12 protein-coding genes are annotated in these 18,070 nt (G+C 68.2%); 4 read left to right on the top strand and 8 right to left on the bottom strand.

Features of this window, described 5'->3' with window-relative positions:
• The first annotated feature begins 43 nt into the window (after nucleotides 1-43).
• The gene (locus OKJ99_RS10350) at nucleotides 44-1,039 is read left to right on the top strand and encodes a GlxA family transcriptional regulator (protein WP_326015576.1); all 996 of its coding nucleotides are present in this window, start codon (nucleotides 44-46) and stop codon (nucleotides 1,037-1,039) included.
• Between the two features lie 5 nt (nucleotides 1,040-1,044).
• The gene (locus OKJ99_RS10345) at nucleotides 1,045-1,431 is read left to right on the top strand and encodes a VOC family protein (RefSeq protein WP_326015575.1); all 387 of its coding nucleotides are present in this window, start codon (nucleotides 1,045-1,047) and stop codon (nucleotides 1,429-1,431) included.
• Nucleotides 1,432-1,448: 17 nt separating this feature from the next.
• Here the strand turns inward: OKJ99_RS10345 and OKJ99_RS10340 are convergent, their stop codons facing one another.
• Complete coding sequence (locus OKJ99_RS10340; protein ID WP_326015574.1) at nucleotides 1,449-1,757, bottom strand: hypothetical protein; 309 nt, start codon at nucleotides 1,755-1,757, stop codon at nucleotides 1,449-1,451.
• A 90-nt stretch (nucleotides 1,758-1,847) separates the two neighbouring features.
• Entirely contained in the window at nucleotides 1,848-2,321 is a 474-nt protein-coding gene (locus OKJ99_RS10335) for a carboxymuconolactone decarboxylase family protein (protein WP_326015573.1), read from the bottom strand.
• A 259-nt stretch (nucleotides 2,322-2,580) separates the two neighbouring features.
• Between OKJ99_RS10335 and OKJ99_RS10330 the strand changes: the two genes are divergently transcribed.
• On the top strand, nucleotides 2,581-3,705 hold the full coding sequence (locus OKJ99_RS10330; protein WP_326015572.1) for a hypothetical protein: 1,125 nt from the start codon (nucleotides 2,581-2,583) through the stop codon (nucleotides 3,703-3,705).
• Here the strand turns inward: OKJ99_RS10330 and OKJ99_RS10325 are convergent.
• Nucleotides 3,623-3,838 (bottom strand): DUF397 domain-containing protein, encoded by a 216-nt coding sequence (locus OKJ99_RS10325; protein ID WP_326015571.1) that lies wholly within the window; start codon nucleotides 3,836-3,838, stop codon nucleotides 3,623-3,625. The genes OKJ99_RS10330 and OKJ99_RS10325 overlap by 83 nt on opposite strands.
• Entirely contained in the window at nucleotides 3,838-4,683 is an 846-nt protein-coding gene (locus OKJ99_RS10320) for a helix-turn-helix domain-containing protein (RefSeq protein WP_326015570.1), read from the bottom strand. The genes OKJ99_RS10325 and OKJ99_RS10320 overlap by 1 nt, the downstream gene beginning before the upstream one ends.
• Before the next feature lie 226 nt (nucleotides 4,684-4,909).
• Here OKJ99_RS10320 and OKJ99_RS10315 point away from each other — a divergent pair, with 226 nt between their 5' ends.
• Nucleotides 4,910-5,551 carry an ATP-binding protein gene (locus tag OKJ99_RS10315; RefSeq protein WP_326015569.1) on the top strand — a complete coding sequence of 214 codons (642 nt, stop codon included), beginning with the start codon at nucleotides 4,910-4,912 and terminating at the stop codon, nucleotides 5,549-5,551.
• Here the strand turns inward: OKJ99_RS10315 and OKJ99_RS10310 are convergent.
• From OKJ99_RS10310 to OKJ99_RS10295, 4 genes are read right to left on the bottom strand one after another with little or no spacing between them, the layout of a single operon-like run.
• On the bottom strand, nucleotides 5,545-7,407 hold the full coding sequence (locus tag OKJ99_RS10310) for a DUF1998 domain-containing protein (RefSeq protein ID WP_326015683.1): 1,863 nt from the start codon (nucleotides 7,405-7,407) through the stop codon (nucleotides 5,545-5,547). The two genes, OKJ99_RS10315 and OKJ99_RS10310, sit on opposite strands and share 7 nt — an antisense overlap.
• Nucleotides 7,404-10,661 carry a helicase-related protein gene (locus OKJ99_RS10305; RefSeq protein ID WP_326015568.1) on the bottom strand — a complete coding sequence of 1,086 codons (3,258 nt, stop codon included), beginning with the start codon at nucleotides 10,659-10,661 and terminating at the stop codon, nucleotides 7,404-7,406. Before OKJ99_RS10305 ends, OKJ99_RS10310 begins: the two co-directional genes overlap by 4 nt.
• On the bottom strand, nucleotides 10,658-12,562 hold the full coding sequence (locus OKJ99_RS10300) for an ATP-dependent helicase (RefSeq protein WP_326015567.1): 1,905 nt from the start codon (nucleotides 12,560-12,562) through the stop codon (nucleotides 10,658-10,660). Before OKJ99_RS10300 ends, OKJ99_RS10305 begins: the two co-directional genes overlap by 4 nt.
• Nucleotides 12,559-17,319, bottom strand: a complete 4,761-nt coding sequence (locus OKJ99_RS10295) for a DEAD/DEAH box helicase (RefSeq protein WP_326015566.1) — start codon at nucleotides 17,317-17,319, stop codon at nucleotides 12,559-12,561. Before OKJ99_RS10295 ends, OKJ99_RS10300 begins: the two co-directional genes overlap by 4 nt.
• Nucleotides 17,320-18,070 lie beyond the last annotated feature (751 nt).

The following is an 18,070-nucleotide window of genomic DNA, read 5'->3' as shown; positions in this document are numbered from 1 at the left end:
CCGCACGACTGGCCAGACAGCCCCGGTGTGAAAGAATCTGGCCATGGCCACTCGACGTGTGCAAGGCCCGACCCCGGTAGCGGTCCTCGTACGGGACGGCGTCCTGCCCATGGAGCTGGGCCTGATCCACCAGCTCTTCGGCACGGCCCGCAATCCCTCCACGGGCGAGCGCCTCTACAAGGTGACGACGTGCGCGCCCCGCCCCGGCCGCATCCGCACGGACGCCGACTTCCCGATCTACGCGGAGCACGGCCTGGAGACGGTGGCGGCGGCGGACACGGTGCTGGTCCCGGCCTCGCACGAGACGGACGAGACACTCCAACCATCCGGCCTGGAACAGGAGTTGACGGAGTCACTCACCCGGGTCGTCGGGGCCCGCGGCCGCGTGGCGTCCATCTGCACCGGCTCGTTCGTCCTGGCGGCGGCGGGCCTCCTGGACGGCCGCCGGGCGACGACGCACTGGATGTCCTCGGCCCACTTCGCCCGTACGTTCCCCTCGGTGACGGTCGACGCGGACGTCCTCTACGTCGACGAGGGGCGGGTGTTGACCTCGGCGGGGGAGGCGGCCGGCATCGACCTGTGCCTGCACATGATCCGCGAGGACCACGGCGCGGCGGTGGCGGCGGAGCTGGCGCGCCGCACGGTGGTGCCCCCGCACCGGGAGGGCGGCCAGGCGCAGTACATCCAACGCCCGATTCCGGCCGAGGAGCCGGGATCGACGTCGACGTCGGCCTCACGGGAGTGGGCACTGGGACGGCTCGCGGAGCCCTTGTCGCTGGCGCAGCTGGCGGCCTGCGACGCCATGTCGATCCGCACCTACAACCGCCGCTTCCGCGAGGAGACGGGCCTGACCCCGATGACCTGGCTGAACCGCCAACGGGTCGACCGGGCAAGGGAGTTGCTGGAGCAGACGGACCACACCGTGGACCGGGTGGCGGCGGAGACGGGCTTCGGCTCCGGAACGTCGCTGCGACAGCACTTCCAGTCGGTGCTGGGGGTGTCGCCGGGGGCGTACAGGGCGACGTTCCGGGGACGATGACGTTCATGGCGACCGACGAGAACGAGACGCACACCCACATCCGCAGAGCGGTCCCGAACGTAGAGGTGTCGGGGGAGGGATCCATGACGGCGAACCGCGACTTCTACGGCGCGCTGGGCTTCCGCGAGGCCATGAACATGGGCTGGATCATGACGATGGTCTCGCCGTCCGCCCCCACCGCACAGATCCAGTTCTTCACACACGAGGCGACGGCCCCGGTGGTGCCGGACATCAGCGTGGAGGTGGACGACGTCGACGCCGTGTACGCGGCGATGCGCTCGGCGGGCGCCGAGATCGTCCACGACCTGCGGGACGAGGAGTGGGGCGTGCGCCGCTTCTTCGTACGGGACCCGCAGGGGAAAGTGGTGAACGTCCTGACGCACGCGCGCTAGGCGGGGCGATGGGCGGGTCAGCCGGCCTTGCGGTCCACGAGGACGTACGAGGCGGCGGCGACGGCCCCCGCGACGCCGAACACCGCCGGCCACGCCCCCACCTTCTTGGCCAGCGGGTGCGACCCGGCGAACGCGACCACGTACGCACCCGTCAGCGCCCCAGCGACCTTCCCGCCCCGCGTCTTCGTCCACTGCGTCGCGGCGGCGGCCCCGGCCACGGCGAGCACGACCCCACCGAGCTGCCGCTTCTTGGTGAACCGGGCGGTGGCGTAACCCCCGACGAGTCCGGCGGCGGCTATCGGGGCGGTGGGGAGGGCGCGGGCCATGGGGTGAACCTCCTGCGTAGTGGTGTCCGGAAGCGGCTTCCGGTGGGCGGGCCGGGGCCCGCCCATTTGTGAGGTTACGCCCTGGGTCTGTCAGCCGAACTGTCCGGGCTGGTAGTCCCCGGCGGGCATCTGCACGATCACGTTCATGCGGTTGTAGAGGTTGATGATGGCGATCAGCGAGACGAGGGCGGTGAGCTGCTCCTCGTCGTAGTGCTTCGCGGCGTTCGCCCACACCTCGTCCGGGACGCCGCCGGCCGCGTCGGCGATCCGGGTGCCCTGCTCGGTCAGTTCGAGCGCGGCGCGCTCGGCGTCGCTGAACACGGTGGCCTCGCGCCAGGCTGCGACGAGGTGCAGCCGCTGCACGGTCTCGCCGGCGTGCGCGGCGTCCTTGGTGTGCATGTCGGTGCAGAACCCGCAGCCGTTGATCTGGCTGGCCCGGATCTTCACGAGCTCCTGCGTCGCGGCGGGGAGGGTGGAGTCGGAGACGACCTTCCCGGCGGAGTTGATGTGCTTGATGACCTTCCCGGCGAGGGGGCTGGTGAAGGGGTTGAGGCGGGCTTCCATGGGGGTCTCCTGTGTCTTGTGGGTCTGCGTCCTGCTTCGGTCGCTACGGTGCCGATTTCGCGGCTACGTAGAGGTGACGGAGCGGGGCGGGGGGATGTGACACGGGGGAGTGTGACGTGGGTCTCATGGAGGGTGCCTGCGGTCTGTCTGTGACGCGAAACCACGAACGGATCGTCGCCAGACGTCACAGTCCCGTGCGCCCCCATTGCACCCCGAACACGGAGAGTAAGCACACGCCTGGGTGGGGGAGGAAGGAAACATGAACCAGCCCTCTCCACAGCTCCCTCCCCGGCCCCCTCCCCAGCGCACCTCCGCCGCCCCTTCCATGGCGGCGCTGGCGCGCCACCCGCTCGCCCTCACCCAGGACCAACTCCTCACGCGCGCCCAACTGGTGGCGCTGGGCTGCGCGGACTCGACCACCAGCCACCGTTGCCGCCCCGGCGGCCCGTGGCGGCGGGTGTTGCCGCGGGTCCAGGTCCTCCACTCCGGTACGCCGACGCCGCGCCAACGCATGCGCGCGGCGCTCCTGTACGCGGGGGAGCGCGCGCTGCTCACGGGGCTCGCGGCACTGGCCCTGCACAACTTCCGGTCGGCACCGCGCCCGGAGCGGCTGCGCTACGTCGATGTGCTGGTCCCGTACGGGGGTGTGGGCGCGCGTGGTGCGTCCGCGGCGTTCGTGAGGGTGCACCGCACGCGCCGGATGCCGGAGAACTTCCCGGTGGCGGGCCTCGGCGTCGCGGCCATCGCCCGGGCGGTGGCGGACGCGGTCCCGGGCCTCACCTGCGAACGTGACGTGACGGCGGTCCTGGCGGAGGCGGTGCAGCGGGGCTTCTGCACGCCGGAGGCGCTGCTGGCGGAACTCGGCGCGTCCCACCGCCGCTACGCCCCGTACGTCGCGAGGGCGAAGGACCACCTGAGGGCGGGTGTGCACTCACCGTTGGAGGCGGACGCCCGCGCGTTGGTCCTGCGCCACTCCCTCCCCGAACCCCTCTGGAACCCGAACCTCCACGACCCACTGACCGGCACCTTCCTGGCCCGCCCGGACGCGTACTGGCCGGCGGAGGGCCTGGCCCTGGAGGTCGACTCCCGCGAGTACCACCTGGACCCGGACTCCTGGCGCCGCACCCTCTCCCAACGCAACCGCCTCGCCCGCGCGGGCCTCCCGGTCCTGGCGATCACAGCGGAGGACCTGCGGTGGCGTGGGGAGGGGGTGGCGGGGGAGATTCGGGTGGCGTTGGCCGCGACGCGGCGCAACCCGGCGCCCTTGCTCCTGGTCAACCCGGCGCCGCGGAGCGCGAGTTCTACCTCACGCCCAGAGGGCCGCGGGGGCCGGCGCCCCGAAGGGAGAGCAGGAAGTCGCCCCAGGGGCGGGTCCCGAAGGTAGCCACGTTTCCTTCGGGGGCCTTGGAGTCACGAACGACCATCGAGCCGGCGGTTCTGGCGCACTGGACGCACTCGTTACCGCTTCCTCCACTGAACGACGATGTGAACCAGTGGAGTTGCTCTCTGTCGGACATCAAAGTTCCCTGTTTATGCGGTCGATGAGGTGCGCCGAGGCGCCGAGGTCGAGCGCCTGTGCGCACAGGTACTGGAAGGCCAACTTATAGCGTTCGAGTTCCTGGGGCTTCTCCATGAACAGGCCGCCGCCGAGGATGTCAACGTAGACGACGTCGAGTTCGGGCGTCGCCCCACCGAGGATGAGGAAGCTCCCCACGGCGGCAGCGTGGGCGCCGGATGCGAAGGGCAGCACCTGCACGGTGATGTTGGGCCGTTCGGAAATGGTCAGCAAGTGTTGCAGCTGTGCGCTCATCACCTCGGGCCCGCCCACGACGCGCCGGATCGCCGCCTCATCGATGACGGCCCACACGTGCGGTGGCTCGTCGCGGTCGAGCAACTCCTGGCGCTTCATGCGGATCTCGACCATGTGCCGCACTTCCTGCTCGGGGCAGCGCATCTCGGAAGCGCGGTGCACGGCTTCGGAGTAGCCGCGGGTCTGGAGCAGTCCGGGGATGTACATGGAGGCGTAGTGATCCTCGCGCGAGGCCTCGTCCTCCAGGGTGAGCATGAGGTTCATGGATTCGGGGACCGGGTCGGCGAGTGAACGCCACCAGCCCTGAATCTTGGCGCCTTTGGCGAGTTCGACGAGCGCCTCACGCTCCGCGCCGGCGGCTCCGTACTCGCGGCACAGCGCATCGACCGTCGGCCACTTCACGCTGCCTTCTTTGGTCTCGTAGCGGCTGAGTGTGGCCTTGGACGAGCCGACGCGAGCGCCTGCCTCCTCCAGGGTGAGTCCGGCAGCCTCACGAAGGCGACGCAGGTCGGCCCCGAGTTGTCGGCGGCGAGTGGTGGGTCCAACTGCCATGTTCCGTGCCTTTCGTGTCGATCCACCAGATCGTGAAGGGCGACCGCGTGCGGCGGCAAGGTGGCGCGCGCCAGGGGCGCACGGGCACGCCGCGCACTTCTTCCACTCCTCTTATGAGAGTTCCATTTTGGAAGTTCCAATGCAACTCTCAGTAGTGAAACGAGTGCGCATGGCGTTCTCAAGTCGAGCCGTGGGGAGCCTGGTTGTGGACTGTGCATCCACTTGCATGTCACGAAGGTCTTGGAACCTGGCCTTCACGGCCGAGCCCGAGGAGGTGGCCGGCCTGCGTCGAGCCATGCGTGCACACCTTGAACTCTGGGGTTTGCACGGGGTGGTCGAGTCGGCCCAACTCTGCGTGAGCGAATTGGCGTCCAACATCATTACGCACGTGGGCACCGGAACCCCCGCCACGCTCGCCGTTTCGATGAACGGCACGTACCTGCGCATCGAGGTCCAGGACCCCGACACCAGAGTCCTGCCGACGCTCCTTGCCGCCGACCCGGACGCGGAGTCGGGGAGAGGGAAGGTCCTCGTCGACGCGGTGACCGATCGTTGGGGTGTTTACCTGAGGGCCGACCGCAAGGTCACCTGGTGCGAGTTGGCGACCGACTTGAAGTCGCCGAGCGGTCACGGGGGAGGACCACGGGTCACGCGGGCCGAGGCCGTGCTGACGTTGAGTGGAGGCCTTGAGCCGCCGTATCCGGTCGGCCGAGAAGGGGTCCACGTCGCCGTGGCGGAGGAGACGGCGATCGACCTGATCGCCGATCTCCTCCACTGGCTGCGGGCGCACGGGTGCGATCCGGATACGGCTCTGGACCGGGCTCAGGAGTACTTCGAGGCAGAAGCCGCTGAGGGGAGCGGTCAGTGAACCAGGAGATCTCTGAAGAAACCGATGGCCGGATCCTCAGGGGTGCCTACGAGCAGGGCCCGATCGAGCAGGATGTTGTTGTGCTCGCAGCTCGTCTCCGGGAGCATCACGCAGGCGTGACAGGCGGCGAGGTTGGTCCCGCTGGTGCCGGACGCCTCCGACTCGACACACAGTGGGTCTGATGAACACCACGCGGCCCGAAGGACGGCCGAACGGATCGCCCGGTCGAGACGGTCAGGTTCTCCCTGGGCGACGAGACCACCGAGGCTGCCCGCGGAGTCGCTCGTCGCGGTGTACACGAGCACTCCCGCCATGTCGTCGCCGGCGTAGAGGCGCTCACGAAGAGAGGCGGCGGGATAGCCGGCTTCCAGGCTCCACTCGTTGATGAGGATGTGGGCGATGGTATGGAGCAGAACCATGCGGGGAGAGGCGGGCGAGGGCTGGGCGTGGGCCGGTTCGGCGGCGCGCTGCTCAATGACACTCTGGTGAGCTGTGCGCATCCGCTCTACCCGCGCCGCCACGGCCGTGGCGCGCTCCCAGGAGGCAAGCCGGTCGTCGTCGAGGCGAAGGAACACGCCCTCGCCACGGACTTCCATGGCGGGTAGCCAGGTCAGTCTTGACGTGGAGAGCGCGGCCTCGTGGGCGTTGGTGGTCGAGTCGGGATCAGCGAGCCGGGTGAAGGCCTTGAGGGCGCGGACCTCGCGTAGCTTCTTCACCAGCATGGGGCCGGTGACACCGAGGGGAGCGAGGACGGCTGGATCGCCGAGCGGTGTCTCGCAGATGAACTGCTCGTCGCGGGAGCGCTCACGTTCGTCGTTGCCGGAGCGGAGCCGCTCGTACTCCTTGTTCCGCAGGGCACGGTAGCGGTGGTCGAAGGTGGGAGTCTCGTCGCCGGTGGGGTCCTCCTCGCGTTCAGCGGCGAGAAGCGTCATCACTTCGTCGACGGAGACCGGACTCTCGCCCTTGAAGGCGAACTTGAGGCACATGGCGACTTCCGCGCGGCTGCTCAGCTGTCGGAGTTCGTCCCAGTACTCGGCGAGTGGGTCGGCCCGGCCATCGCTCCACGGCGGGATGGACAGGGCCGACTTCAATACCGGTTGCCACACGGCGGAGGAACCACGCTGCAAAGTGCGCGCGGCCAGGCCACAGGATTGAGCCGGCTCGGAGGTTCCGAGCCAAGGGCGAGTGCCTCTGCAGCGGAGGCCGAGGTCCTTCAGTGCACTCTTGCGGAAGGATCCCTCCATTGAGACTTCCGGGACTCCGCAGGTGCAGGAGACGAGAATTGAGCGAAGGGAGGAACTGCGGCCGGTCGAGCGCATTCTGAGGGTTCCACCGCACTTGCCTGCGGTTGAACCGCCCGCGCCGGTGGTCCGGTGGACCCAGTGCCAGTACGGAAACTCGTCGAGATGTCCGGCCTCGCAGGCGATGACGAAACGCGATGGGACCAGGTCGGCTTCACAGGTGCCGCAGACGCTTTTGCCTGCCGGTGAGTTGAAGTCGCGATGGAGACGCAGTTCGTTGCACTCGGGACAGGAGTGGATCAAGGGGAAACGGCGGACCCGGACGCCGTCCTTGCTGCTGTCGTCCGAGGCGGGAGGCAGGCGGAAGTGCTGTACGTCCAAGAGGCGGGCGAGTCGCCGTTCGTGGATCCGAGGAGATTCGTCGGCGTTCCAGTGCTGGTCGGCCGCGTCTAGGCCGGAGACGACGAAGGATTCGTGGTCGACGGCGATGAGCGACCCCACCCCGTACGTGGTGATCGCTTGGGCGCGACGGACCGTGCCCCGACGAGGGAGATTGCGGGCGGGCGCGGCGCCGGAAGTTGCGGTGCGGCGACGGCGCGCGGGGGGCGGGGTCATCGGGTTGCCTCCATGAACAGGGCGGACTCGGCGTCGACGTCGCGCAGACTCCACAGGGTCCGCCATGCCTCGGCGTCCTCGGACTCGTCGTTGTACGACTTCAGGAGCGACGGCGTGCGGTTGCCTCGGCGTGGTTCGAAGAGCAGACCTCCGTGCGTGTCGGCCTCGTCGCACCATCGGTCGACGAATTCGTCGAAGGTTCCTGAGACCGCGTCGATCTCCTCAGGGGTGACGGACCGCACGCGGTCGAGAAGCACGGTCTTGATGTCCCCACGGAGCACATGCTCGTAGGAGTCCACTCGGCCCGCCCCTTCGTTGGGGCGAGCAGCGGGAATCAGGATGCGCGCGAGCGCCACGATCACCGCGTGCAGGCCGCGTTCGCGGGCGCGGGCGGAGAAGGGGGTGACGGAGGTGGACTCGACCTCGCGATAGAGGGCGGAGTGGAAGTGGAGGAAGTTCTCGTAGTGGGAGCGGTCGCGGGACCGGGTCGCGTTGAGCATGACGGTGACGAGCCCCGGGTGGGTACGCCCCACCCGGCTGGTGGCCTGGATGTACTCGGCGGTGGTCTGCGGCTGGCCCATCACGGCCATCAGGCCGAGGCGGTCCACGTCGACGCCGACCGCGATCATGTTGGTGGCAAGGAGGACGTCCACGGCGTCCTCGTCCGGGTGCTGCCTCTCGATTCCCTTGAGCCTTACCGGGATCTCGCTGGCGTCGATCCGGCTCGTCAACTCCGAGTAGTTGGCGATGGATCGGGCATCGACGCCCTCGCGTTCAGCGAGAAGCTCCAAGTAGGCCACCACATCGTCGTGTACCTGGAGTTCGGCGGCGGAGAGTAGCCGGAGACTGTTGAAGTAGCCGACGAGACTCCAGTACGCGTCCCGTACCTCGTCCTCGGTACGCGCGTGCTTCGCCCGGTGCAACAAGGTGGCGTACGTGCGGATGAGGAGGGTGGACTGGCTGGTGCCGGGGGCGAGGAGCCCGACGTATCGGCGGCTCGCCTTCTCGTCACGGGTGGTCTCGACGGCGAACCACGAGTCCCGGGAGTCGAGGCCGCCGGGAGGGAACTGACGGACGTGGCGGTTGAAGAGGCTGTGGCTCTGGTCCGCCGCACGCCGGATGGTAGCCGTGGAGGCAATCACTTTGGGATGGTCGGAGAGTGCGTCCACGGCGGTTTCGTAAAGGCCGGTGAGTGTGCCCAACGGGCCGGAGATCAGGTGCAGTTCGTCCTGGACGATCAAGTCCGGTGGCGGAGTGCCATCACTCGGGTTATCGCGATTGAAGAGGGCGGCGGTGTCCGGTCGCCACGGCATCGATGCGAACTTGTCCACGGTGGCGATCACCAGTGTCGGGCGTGCGGAGTAGACCGCCTCGTCGACGAGATGGACGGGCAGACCGTCGGCGAACTCGCAGCCGTTACCGGGACAACGGACGTACATCCGTTTGGCGTCCTCGTCGACCTCGTAGTCGCGGGCGTCGAGCCGGGTGCCGCACCAGGGGCAGGAGTGCAGCTGGACAGGGTTCTCCGTGGCGAGACGCCTGTCGAGGTCCGCACGTAGATCGGTGAGTTTCTCGGCGGCCACCTTCAGGGCGTTGGGGGTGGCGGAGCGGCCGACCCACATGCCGAGCGAGAACTCCTCGGTGCCCAATTCCGCCGGCGCGGTGCGGCGCAAGTGTTCCATGGCGCAGAGCAGGATCGCGGCGCGCTCGAACTGCTGAAGGGTGAGCAGACGCAGGGTGTAGCGCATCAGCACGGTCACGCCACCGCCGTCCGCGCCGAGTCGAATGCGGCGCAGGAAGGCAGTGAGGGCGATGAGCCCGAGATACGCCTCGGTCTTGCCGCCTCCGGTGGGGAACCACAACAGGTCGGAGATGTCACGGTCCGGATGCCCGGCGTCGTCGATGCCAGCCAGACACAGCAACACGAACGCGATCTGGAAGGGACGCCAGTGACCGGACGCCGGGTCAGGGAGTCCCTTCCGGCCGCTCTTCACCCAGGCACTGCGTGCCCGCTGGTCGGCCATGACTCGATTGGCGAGTTGGAAGGCTCGTAGCAAGTCGCTTTTGGTGCCCAGAAGTTGGATGCCGGCCCGGATCCGGTCGAGCGCTTCGACACAGGCCTCGACCTGGTCGATGGCGGCCTTCGCGTGCGAGGTGTTTGCCAAGGCGGCCGCCTCGGACCGTTTGCGGTCGATCCATCGCTCGTAGCCCGTGGCGAGAGCCTCCAGAGCGGCCAGTACCTCGGCGGTGGATCCCTCGGCCAGGCCGAGCATCGACAGGGCGGAGCTGTCGATCTCCGGGTTGGAGTCGGTGAGCAGCACTTCTACGGCGGGTACGAACTCGCTGCGCACTTCGGTGACCGCGGCCGGTAGAGAGTCGGTCATGCCGATCGGCGACGGCGTCCAGTCCCACTCGGCAGCGCAGCCATGGCCCACGGCAAAGGTCGGGGCGTGGCGGTGGAGCAGTCGGCTGGTGGCGACCTCGGGGTCGGGCGCTATGGCCGGTGCGGGGCGTTCCACGAAGGCGGTGGAGTTGTTGGCGGCGCGGACGGTGAGACCACACTGGAACAGGGAGTAGGCGTCCTGGAGCTCCCGCTCGCCGATCTGATGGGTGTTGACCAGAGTGACGGTGATCGTCACCGTGCCGGTGGTCGGGTCGGGGCGACGGACATTGACGCGTAGGGCGGCGCCGGAACCGAGGTCGACTTTCAGGTCGGGAGCGGGCGTGGCCACGTCGACCGTGTGCTCCGGCAGCCCCAGCACACGGCGCCGCCATTGCTCCCGCTGGTCGGAGGTCGTGCGAGCCTCGGCGCGGCGAGGTGGGACAGGTGTCCCGTTCGCGTCGGTCGGCTCGTAGACGGCTGCCCGAGTGTGGACGACGATCGCGTCGCTTATGGCCGGGTCGACCGCGAACGTGAGCCCCATCGAGGACGGACGGCGAGATCCGGCAGAGCCGACCTCCTGCGCGGTGCCGGACTCCTCCACGGTGTCGGCGGAGCGTAGGGGAGCGATGTCCAGGCCCTCGTGTTCGGCCTCGTCCTCGCGGATCTTCTGCTCACCGGCCGAGTCGGCCGACCTCGGGTAGAGCACGCCGGTCAGGTACCGATCGATGGGCGCGTCCTGGGTGAGGACCTCGTCCCGGTCACCCGCCCCAGACTCAGGGGAGGGGCCGAGCAGTTCGCGCTTGAGGCCCACCAGGAGTTCGTCGTCCCGGACCCGGTAGTGCTCGGCGTGCCGGCCGTTCGCCTGCGTCATGCCTGCTGCTCCTCGTCCTCGTTCGCCCGTCGGTACCTTCCGATGCCGGCGATCCGGGGGGCGATCCACACACCTCGATCGCCGAGACCGGCGTTGGCCCCGGCCGCCTTGCTCGCCGCAACAGTCTCCAGAGTGTCCACACGCAATCCATGGATCTCGTCGGGCCACCAGGGATCCCACGTGCGGTTCACCTTCTGCACCTGGAACAGATCCTCCCGAAACCGCTCCGACATCTCGCCGACCTCCCGTCCCTCGTGCAGGAGGGCATACGGTGGGCTCTGCCACTCGCCGAGAGGCAGGTCATGACGCTTGCGCAGCACCACCTCCTGGCCGGACGTGACCCGCTCCAGGAGGTAGGCCTGGGTCGCGACGGCTTCGGCGTCGTGGCCAGGAGGGTTGTCAGAGCAGACGTCGCCAGCCTCGCCGACGATCCCGTACCGGTCCCACGTCTGCCATCCGCCGACGAACCGTCGGCCGTTCTTCCGGGGGCCGGCTCTTTTGAGGACCGGCAGCGCGGGAAGGGCCGCGTGGTACAGATCGTGTCGCGCCCGGGTCATCGCCACGTACAGGGCGCGGGCCTCGGCCGGTAGATCCAGCCCGTCCTTGTGCTGCTTGCGCAGGGCTGCGACAGTCGGCGGGGCCGGCACGATCACGCGGTCGAACTCGAGCCCCTTGGCCCGATGCACCGTGGAGACCACGACGGGCGCCGACTCGGGATCGGCCAGCTCGTCCGGGAAGCGGCCGTCGCCGACCACATCGCGCAGCCGCTCCAGATCGAGGACGCCCCGTCCCGGCCCGCGCGCGGCCCGGCGCAGCCCGGCCCACAGGACGTCCAGGTCCGGCTCGTACGGCAGGGGGATGTCCGCGAGCAGTGACCGGAACCGGTCCTCGGTGATAGTGGAGGACTTGACTCGTCGTAGCAGTTCGGCCACCCAGTACGGCACAGGACGGTCCTCCAGAGGGCGCCGTAGCCGATGCTCGACGCCGTAATCGTGGAGCAGACCGGAGACCGCGAGGGCCTGACGGTTGTCACGGGTGAGGATGGCGCATGTGCCCGGGAAGACGCGCAGCCCCTCCAGAGTGAATGGGTCGGCAAGTGTTCCCAGACCGTTCTCCGGGACGAGGAGGAGGTCGCGCAACCCCTCGTAGAGCGTCTCGGCTTCGTCGGCATCGCTGACGAACTGGAGCCGGGGACCGTGCGCCAGCGCGATCCGGGCCTCCGGTGTGGTGGCTCGGAAGTTCTCGGTGAGATGCAACTCCACCAGCTCGTCCGGGTACGAACCGCGCAGCCAGTCGAAGAAACGGCCCGTCTCGTCGGCACGCTCGACCGGGTTCTCGATCTGGAAGCCGTAGATGGACTGGGCCGCGTCGCCGACCACGGTGAAACCGCAGCTGTCCTGGTAGATGTCGAGGAGCGCCTCCACCAGCTCACGTCGCTGGCCCAACAGGTCCTGCACCTCGTCGATCACGACATGTGCGGGCGGTACAGCGTCCCCGGCCTCCAGCGCTCCCTTGTCGATCGCGTCGGCCGCGGCCCTGATCCGCTCTTCGAAGCCGGCTGCGCTCCACTCTCCGTCGGGATACGCCCGGACCAGCAGCCCGTAGGCCCAGGCGTCGAAAGTCTGCGCCCGCACCCGACGGGCCCGATCACCGTGCCGGGCAATGCGCTCCCGCAGCTCACGGGCCGCTGCCCGGGAGAACGTCAGCACGAGGATCTCGGCGGCCTCCAGCGACTCCTCCGGATCCTCGTGCCCACACAGCGCGTCCAGCCGACGCACCAGCGTGTGCGTCTTGCCGGCTCCGGCTCCGGCGGTCACCAGGACACGGGCGCCCCAGGGCTGCTCGACCACGGCCCGCTGCTCCTCGGTGAGCGGGGGACTGTCGAGGTACGCGTCGGTCACTTCCGGCTCCAGAGGTGCTCGAACTGGGTGAAGGCGAGTTGGGTGTCGAAGTTCTCGATGTTGTCGCTGACGTTGAGGATCAGGCAAGTGTCCTTGCCGCCGTTGAGCGGCCCACGCAGTCCGCGACCGATCATCTGCTGGTAGACGTTGGTGCTGTAGACGGGGCGGGCCACCACCACGGCACGAGTGGCGGGCGCGTCGAACCCCTGGCTGAGGACACCGTAGTTGGTGAGTACCTGGATCCGACCCGTACGAAAGTCCTCGATCCGTCGGCGACGGTCCTGTGTGCTGGTGGTCGAGTCCACTGCGGCGGCCGCGATACGGCGGTCGTTCAACATGGCGGCCAAATACTTTGCGTGGTCCACGGAGGTGGCGAAGAGCAGGGTCGGCCAGCCCTTGGGCAAAGCGGCGACCTCGTCGACGATGCGGCGACTGCGCGCATGGTCGTCGGCGAGACGTTGCTCGGCGGAACGGGACAGCATCGCCATGCGCTCCGCCTGCACCTTCTCGTCCGGCTTCAGCTCGATCCGGCCGCCGTCGATGATGCGGTGCTCGACCTGCGCGAGCATTCCCCACTCCTGGAGATCCCGGTACGGATCACCGGACGGGAAGACCCCCTCGTCGAGCCTGCGGTTGCCGAAACGGCCGACCAGGCGACGTGTCTCGTCCTCGTTGGTGTTGCGGAACGGAGTAGCGGTCAGGCCGATCAGATGCCGATCGGACTTGTACTGGGTGAGGCCCAACTGCGCAAGGACCTCTGTGTATCGCTTGGAGATGGCGGTGTGGGCCTCGTCCACGATCACCAGCGCGGCGCTCCTCAGCCAGGCGTACTGCTCGGCGTCCAGGCACCGCTCCAGCTTGGCGTCGGTGGCGACGACCAGGTGCGGGTGGTCGGTGACATCGCCTGCCTCGTTGCTGCTCCACAGGCGACTGATGGCGAGCGGCCGCTCCGCACCGACCTTGCTCCACACGAACTTCCAGCTCTGCACGGCCTGTTCGCACAGTTCCTCGGTCTGTGCGATCCACAGCAGAGGGCCCTTCAGATCGTCGACCCGCTTGACCCAGCGGATCACGGCCTCTGCGGTGACCCGGGTCTTGCCGGCGCCGGTGGGCAGCGACAGCATGCCTCGCTGAGGGGCCAGCCGGTCGAGCATGCCGGATATGTTCCGAACCAGGTCCTCCTGGTAGTCGTGCAGCGCGGGGAAGTCCCGAGGGCCGTCCACAGTCTCGAACGCGGGCGGGGAAGGGGTCCTGGACCCGGCGAAGGACACCGGCAGCTTCAGGTCCGAGACGAAGGAGACAGCGGCGGACGAACCTCCGTACGCGGCAGGCGCGTTGGGGAGTTTCGCCTGGATGTCGCGGGCGTGCTGCTGGAGCACCCCGTCGCCGTGCGCATTGAAGGCCATCTGTGCGATCCGGTGCCCGGACGGCTCCATGTCTCCGTTCTCCTGCGTCTCGGCTTCCATCAACCCTTCGGGAAGACCGGCCCGCAGTGCGTCCGCCCCGATCAGGAGCTCAATCTTGACGACCACGTCCTCGGCCTCGCGAACGGCCTTCAACGCAGCCTGCATAGCGCTGTCCCGGTCCATGCGGTCCTGGTGCTCCAACACCGCACGACAGCCCGCTGTACCGAGCCCGAGCCCGAGCTCACGGTCGATCAGGCGCAGTATCGACTCCTGGGCGAGCGGTACGCGGACTTTGACCGTGTCGCCCTGGCGCACTGCATCCAGCGCTGTGGCGTGCGCGCCGTTGGGGGTACGGGTGACCTCCTCCAGCTCGGAGCACTGCTGCAGCAGGCTGTTCCGGTTGGCGCTGTTCAGTCGCTGACGCAGCGCGGGGAACAGGTCCGTCACCGGTACGGGGTCGCCGTCAGGGACCTCGCGGGTCTCCCGGCTGATCACATCGGCGTAGCGGAGCATGCCCCACTTCTCGACCATCAACTCGGCGTCCTCTACGGTCGCCACGAGCAGTGCGGGCAGCTGCTCGGCGCGCAACGCCCGGTACTCGGCCGCACCGACGGCGAGCGTGATCTCGTCGTCGGGCCGGGTGCTCCAGTCGTCGCCGACCCGGCAGCGAGTCAGGGCGTCCTCGGGGAAGTCCGCGCCGAACCGCGTCAACATCACGTAGCCGGCACCAACGAACGAGTCGTCCTCGCTGTGGGCCACCTCTGCGAGGAGTGTGTCCCAGCGGTCGCCGGGGACGTCGTCGACAGTGGTGGGCAGATGAAGCTTCCGGGCCTTCTCCGGGGAGATGTCGGCGACCGGCAACACATCACGGTAGGCCGCGAGTTGCGGCCCGACGGCCTCCCTCAGTGGCTTGATCCCCTGGGTGGTGGCGACCGTCCCGTACTTCTTCAGCATCCAGCGGATCGGCGAGGCAACGGCCTGTCGAGTGCTGGCCTGCGCGCCGATCTGACGGGTCCAGTTGTCGACCACGGCGTCGTCAGGCAGCGCCTTCAGGAAGGCCGCGCGGGACTCTTCGGAGAGGGAGGGGAAGAGGTGGAGCGGGCCGCCGATAGCAGCGCCCTCCACCTTGATGCGGTTCAGCGAGGGACGAGGGGCACGCTGGTCCAGAGAGCGAAGGTAGGCGGAGTGGACTGCTTCCCGGTACTCCTCGAACCAGGTCTCGCTCTCCGGCCGAACTCCTGTCGAGGGACGCTCACGCAGGCCGATCTCCGGAAAGAATGCGAGGTCGTCGGAGTGGAACGCCTTGTCGACGGCGACGCTCGGATCACGACGCGCGTCGACCACCGGCCCAGGCAGCATGCAATCCCGGACCGGCCGGAACCTCCCGTCGGTCGTGCGCACCCGAAGCGTCTCGCGTGGCGCCGGGACCTTCTCCAGGACGCGGTGGGCGATCCGTCGTCCCCCAGCCTGCCGGAACAGTTCCCAGAACCGCTCCCAGTCCGTGTCGCGGTACCCGTCGAATCCCTGGTCGAGGACGCTGACGAAGCGGCCCTCGACGTCGGCCTCCCGGATTCCGAGGACGTTGAGCGCGTGTGCGAGTGCGGGGTCTTGGGCGAGACCGTCGACCACGTACACCAGGGACTCGCGGAGTCCGCCCTCGTCGGCGCGGCGGAACACGCGCCCCTGCACGGGCGCGACGCGGCCGTGCTCCTCGGTGAGAACGATCCGGGCCTTCCTGGCCTCCTCGGCGTACGGGGATCGGACCTCGACCATGTCGGCGAGGATCCGGATCGCCGTCGCGGACGCCTCCACGGTGTCGCTCTCGGCGAGCGCCTCCAGCCACGTGCGGACGTCGGCGCGCACGTGGCCGGCCGCGCTCAGGATGTGCTCGACCTTTCCGGAACGTAGCGTGTCCGCTTCCACACTGGGGTGCAGCCAGTCCACAGGACGTCCGGGGCACTCGTGCCACATCCGCAACCAACCGGCCAGCCGCTTCAGGTCCTTGTCGAACCGCGGATGCACACGCAGCCGGCTCGGGACGCGCAGGGCCCCGTCCTGGTCGGGCAGCGACGGACGGTCCGCGGTCCGGGACCAGATCTCCCGGGTCAGGAACTCGTCCGCCCAGCTGATCGCCTCCTTGACGCGGCCTGGCAGCAAGGGGAGATAGGCAGCAGGGTCCTCGGAAGGCGCCAGACCCGGTAGGGAGTCCACAACCAGTGATGCGGCGGTTCTGACCATTTCCTGGTTGAAGGGGGAGGAGTCCAGAAGGTTCTGGCGGTCCTCGTTGGTCTTCCAGGCACCGTTGAGGATGCCGCTCAGCGACATCTCGTACTTGGTCGGGAAGAAGGACCAGAAGCGGCCCCGGCCGCGTGCCTTCGGGCTGATGTACAGACCGCTCTCCGGGTCCTTCTCCAGGGCGGGCACAGCCCAGGACAGGTCGAGGGAGAGTCGATCGTGGAGTTCACCGGCGTCGTCCCTGGCCGCCCGGCCCGGCTCGTGAGCGACGGAGAAGACCCGCCAGCGGTCGTCGACCGTGCGCTTCCCGGTCCGTTCCTCCGCCACGGTGTGCAGGTCGCCGGTCTGCTTCGTGGTCAGTACCCGCCGGGCGAGCGGAAGCGTGCGACGGTCCTCCAGGACGACCTTGGCCACGTGCGGCGAGAAGAGCTGGAAACCGGCAGGGAACTCCTCGCGGGATTCGCCCTGGTGTTGGGAGCGACCGCCGTGCATGTCCTTGCAGAGCCGATCGTCGGCCTTCGGGAGCAGGGGAAGCCGGACCACGGTCGTGGCCCAGGTCAGCAGTTCGTCGAGGACCGGGTCCGCCGCGCGCTCGGCCTGCTCGTCGAGCGGGCGGGCCATCCGCAGCACTGGGGCGTCGAATTCTTGCCCGTACCGCGAGACCATCCCGGACACGTTCTTGATCTGCTCGTACGACCAGGAACGGTCGAAGCCGAAACTTCCGCTGCTGCTGAAGAATTCCGGAGTGTCGGTTACCACGAGGACCGATTTCACGCCGACACCGAATCGCCCGATCTGTCCTCCGCGTTTCTTGGACATACTCATCCGAAGAATGGTCTCCGCGCCCTCCGGAGTTACCGGATCACCTTCATTGGCGCAGTACAGTCGGTTTTCCGTGAGGATCACCCGGATCTGCCCGCCAGGGTGGTCCGCGATTTCATCGGCCGCGTTCTGGACGAGTTCGAAGAGCTGGCGATCGCCGTATCCACCTTGAGTGATACGACGTTCGCCGTTGGCGTGCTCAGCCACGAGACCCGGGTCCACCGCGTAGGTCTGAAGGACTCGCGAGGACTGTTCCAAGACGGTTCGAATGACCGGGGAATCGGTATCTGTCATGGCTGAAGCTCCTGTGAACGATGATAGATCGATGGAGGCGGCGCGGCGTTCTGCTAGGGGCGGGCCGGCCGAGGGTACGGCCGGCCCGACGGTTGACCTGGGGAGACGCCTCGGAGGAGCAGCACCCGTGGGCGGAGTGCAGAGGCAGAAGAAGTGGCCTTCGCGAAGGTCACTTCATGACGAAACGCGGAAAGGATTCACCGCGGCCCGGGGACGGTAAGCGCCGAGTCACTCCGGAGATGAGTGATTTCGTTGTGCTCGGCCAGCGCTTCAGCGGTCACGTTGTGCCTGATGAAGACATCCGTCTCCTCGGCATCGGTTCCCGCCATCGCGAAATCAAGCTGGGCAGAACTCCACTCACGTCCTGAATACGGGTGATCCATATCGCCCTTGGGGTCTACGGCGTTCTCCTTCCGTTCGGTGGGGAGGTCGGGTCGGGATGTGTAGATAGACCTCTCCCCGGGCCGCTCGAAGCCCCTGAGTGGGATGTCGAACGAGGCGGCAATTCCGCCAACCAGACCGTAGCAGCGATTCACTCGATCGTGTCAAGTCAACTCCCGTGAAAATAAGGGGAGTTGAAGGGGTGTCGATGGTTCCGCATGTGTCGAAAGGTCGATACCCCTCAAGTCGCACTAATCCGACAAGCGGGTCAAGTTGGACGCTGCCGCTTCGACTGCTTGAGCTTGAGTCCAGGCACGTTAACTGGCGGTTGACGTCGCGGCAAGTGTCAAATTAATCTTCGTGCAGCAGC

It is taken from the genome of Streptomyces endophyticus (genome assembly GCF_035798155.1).
GTDB lineage: Bacteria > Actinomycetota > Actinomycetes > Streptomycetales > Streptomycetaceae > Streptomyces > Streptomyces endophyticus.
Note: the sequence above shows the minus strand (reverse complement) of the source record. Positions and strands in the feature narration are given on the sequence as shown.

What these genes read in the sequence shown, in the direction of transcription:
- OKJ99_RS10350 (WP_326015576.1), top strand. Translation starts at nt 44, where the DNA reads ATGGCCACTCGACGTGTGCAAGGCCCGACCCCGGTAGCGGTCCTCGTA.
- OKJ99_RS10345 (WP_326015575.1), top strand. Translation starts at nt 1,045, where the DNA reads ATGGCGACCGACGAGAACGAGACGCACACCCACATCCGCAGAGCGGTC.
- OKJ99_RS10340 (WP_326015574.1), bottom strand. Translation starts at nt 1,757, where the DNA reads ATGGCCCGCGCCCTCCCCACCGCCCCGATAGCCGCCGCCGGACTCGTC.
- OKJ99_RS10335 (WP_326015573.1), bottom strand. Translation starts at nt 2,321, where the DNA reads ATGGAAGCCCGCCTCAACCCCTTCACCAGCCCCCTCGCCGGGAAGGTC.
- OKJ99_RS10330 (WP_326015572.1), top strand. Translation starts at nt 2,581, where the DNA reads ATGAACCAGCCCTCTCCACAGCTCCCTCCCCGGCCCCCTCCCCAGCGC.
- OKJ99_RS10325 (WP_326015571.1), bottom strand. Translation starts at nt 3,838, where the DNA reads ATGTCCGACAGAGAGCAACTCCACTGGTTCACATCGTCGTTCAGTGGA.
- OKJ99_RS10320 (WP_326015570.1), bottom strand. Translation starts at nt 4,683, where the DNA reads ATGGCAGTTGGACCCACCACTCGCCGCCGACAACTCGGGGCCGACCTG.
- OKJ99_RS10315 (WP_326015569.1), top strand. Translation starts at nt 4,910, where the DNA reads ATGTCACGAAGGTCTTGGAACCTGGCCTTCACGGCCGAGCCCGAGGAG.
- OKJ99_RS10310 (WP_326015683.1), bottom strand. Translation starts at nt 7,407, where the DNA reads ATGACCCCGCCCCCCGCGCGCCGTCGCCGCACCGCAACTTCCGGCGCC.
- OKJ99_RS10305 (WP_326015568.1), bottom strand. Translation starts at nt 10,661, where the DNA reads ATGACGCAGGCGAACGGCCGGCACGCCGAGCACTACCGGGTCCGGGAC.
- OKJ99_RS10295 (WP_326015566.1), bottom strand. Translation starts at nt 17,319, where the DNA reads ATGACAGATACCGATTCCCCGGTCATTCGAACCGTCTTGGAACAGTCC.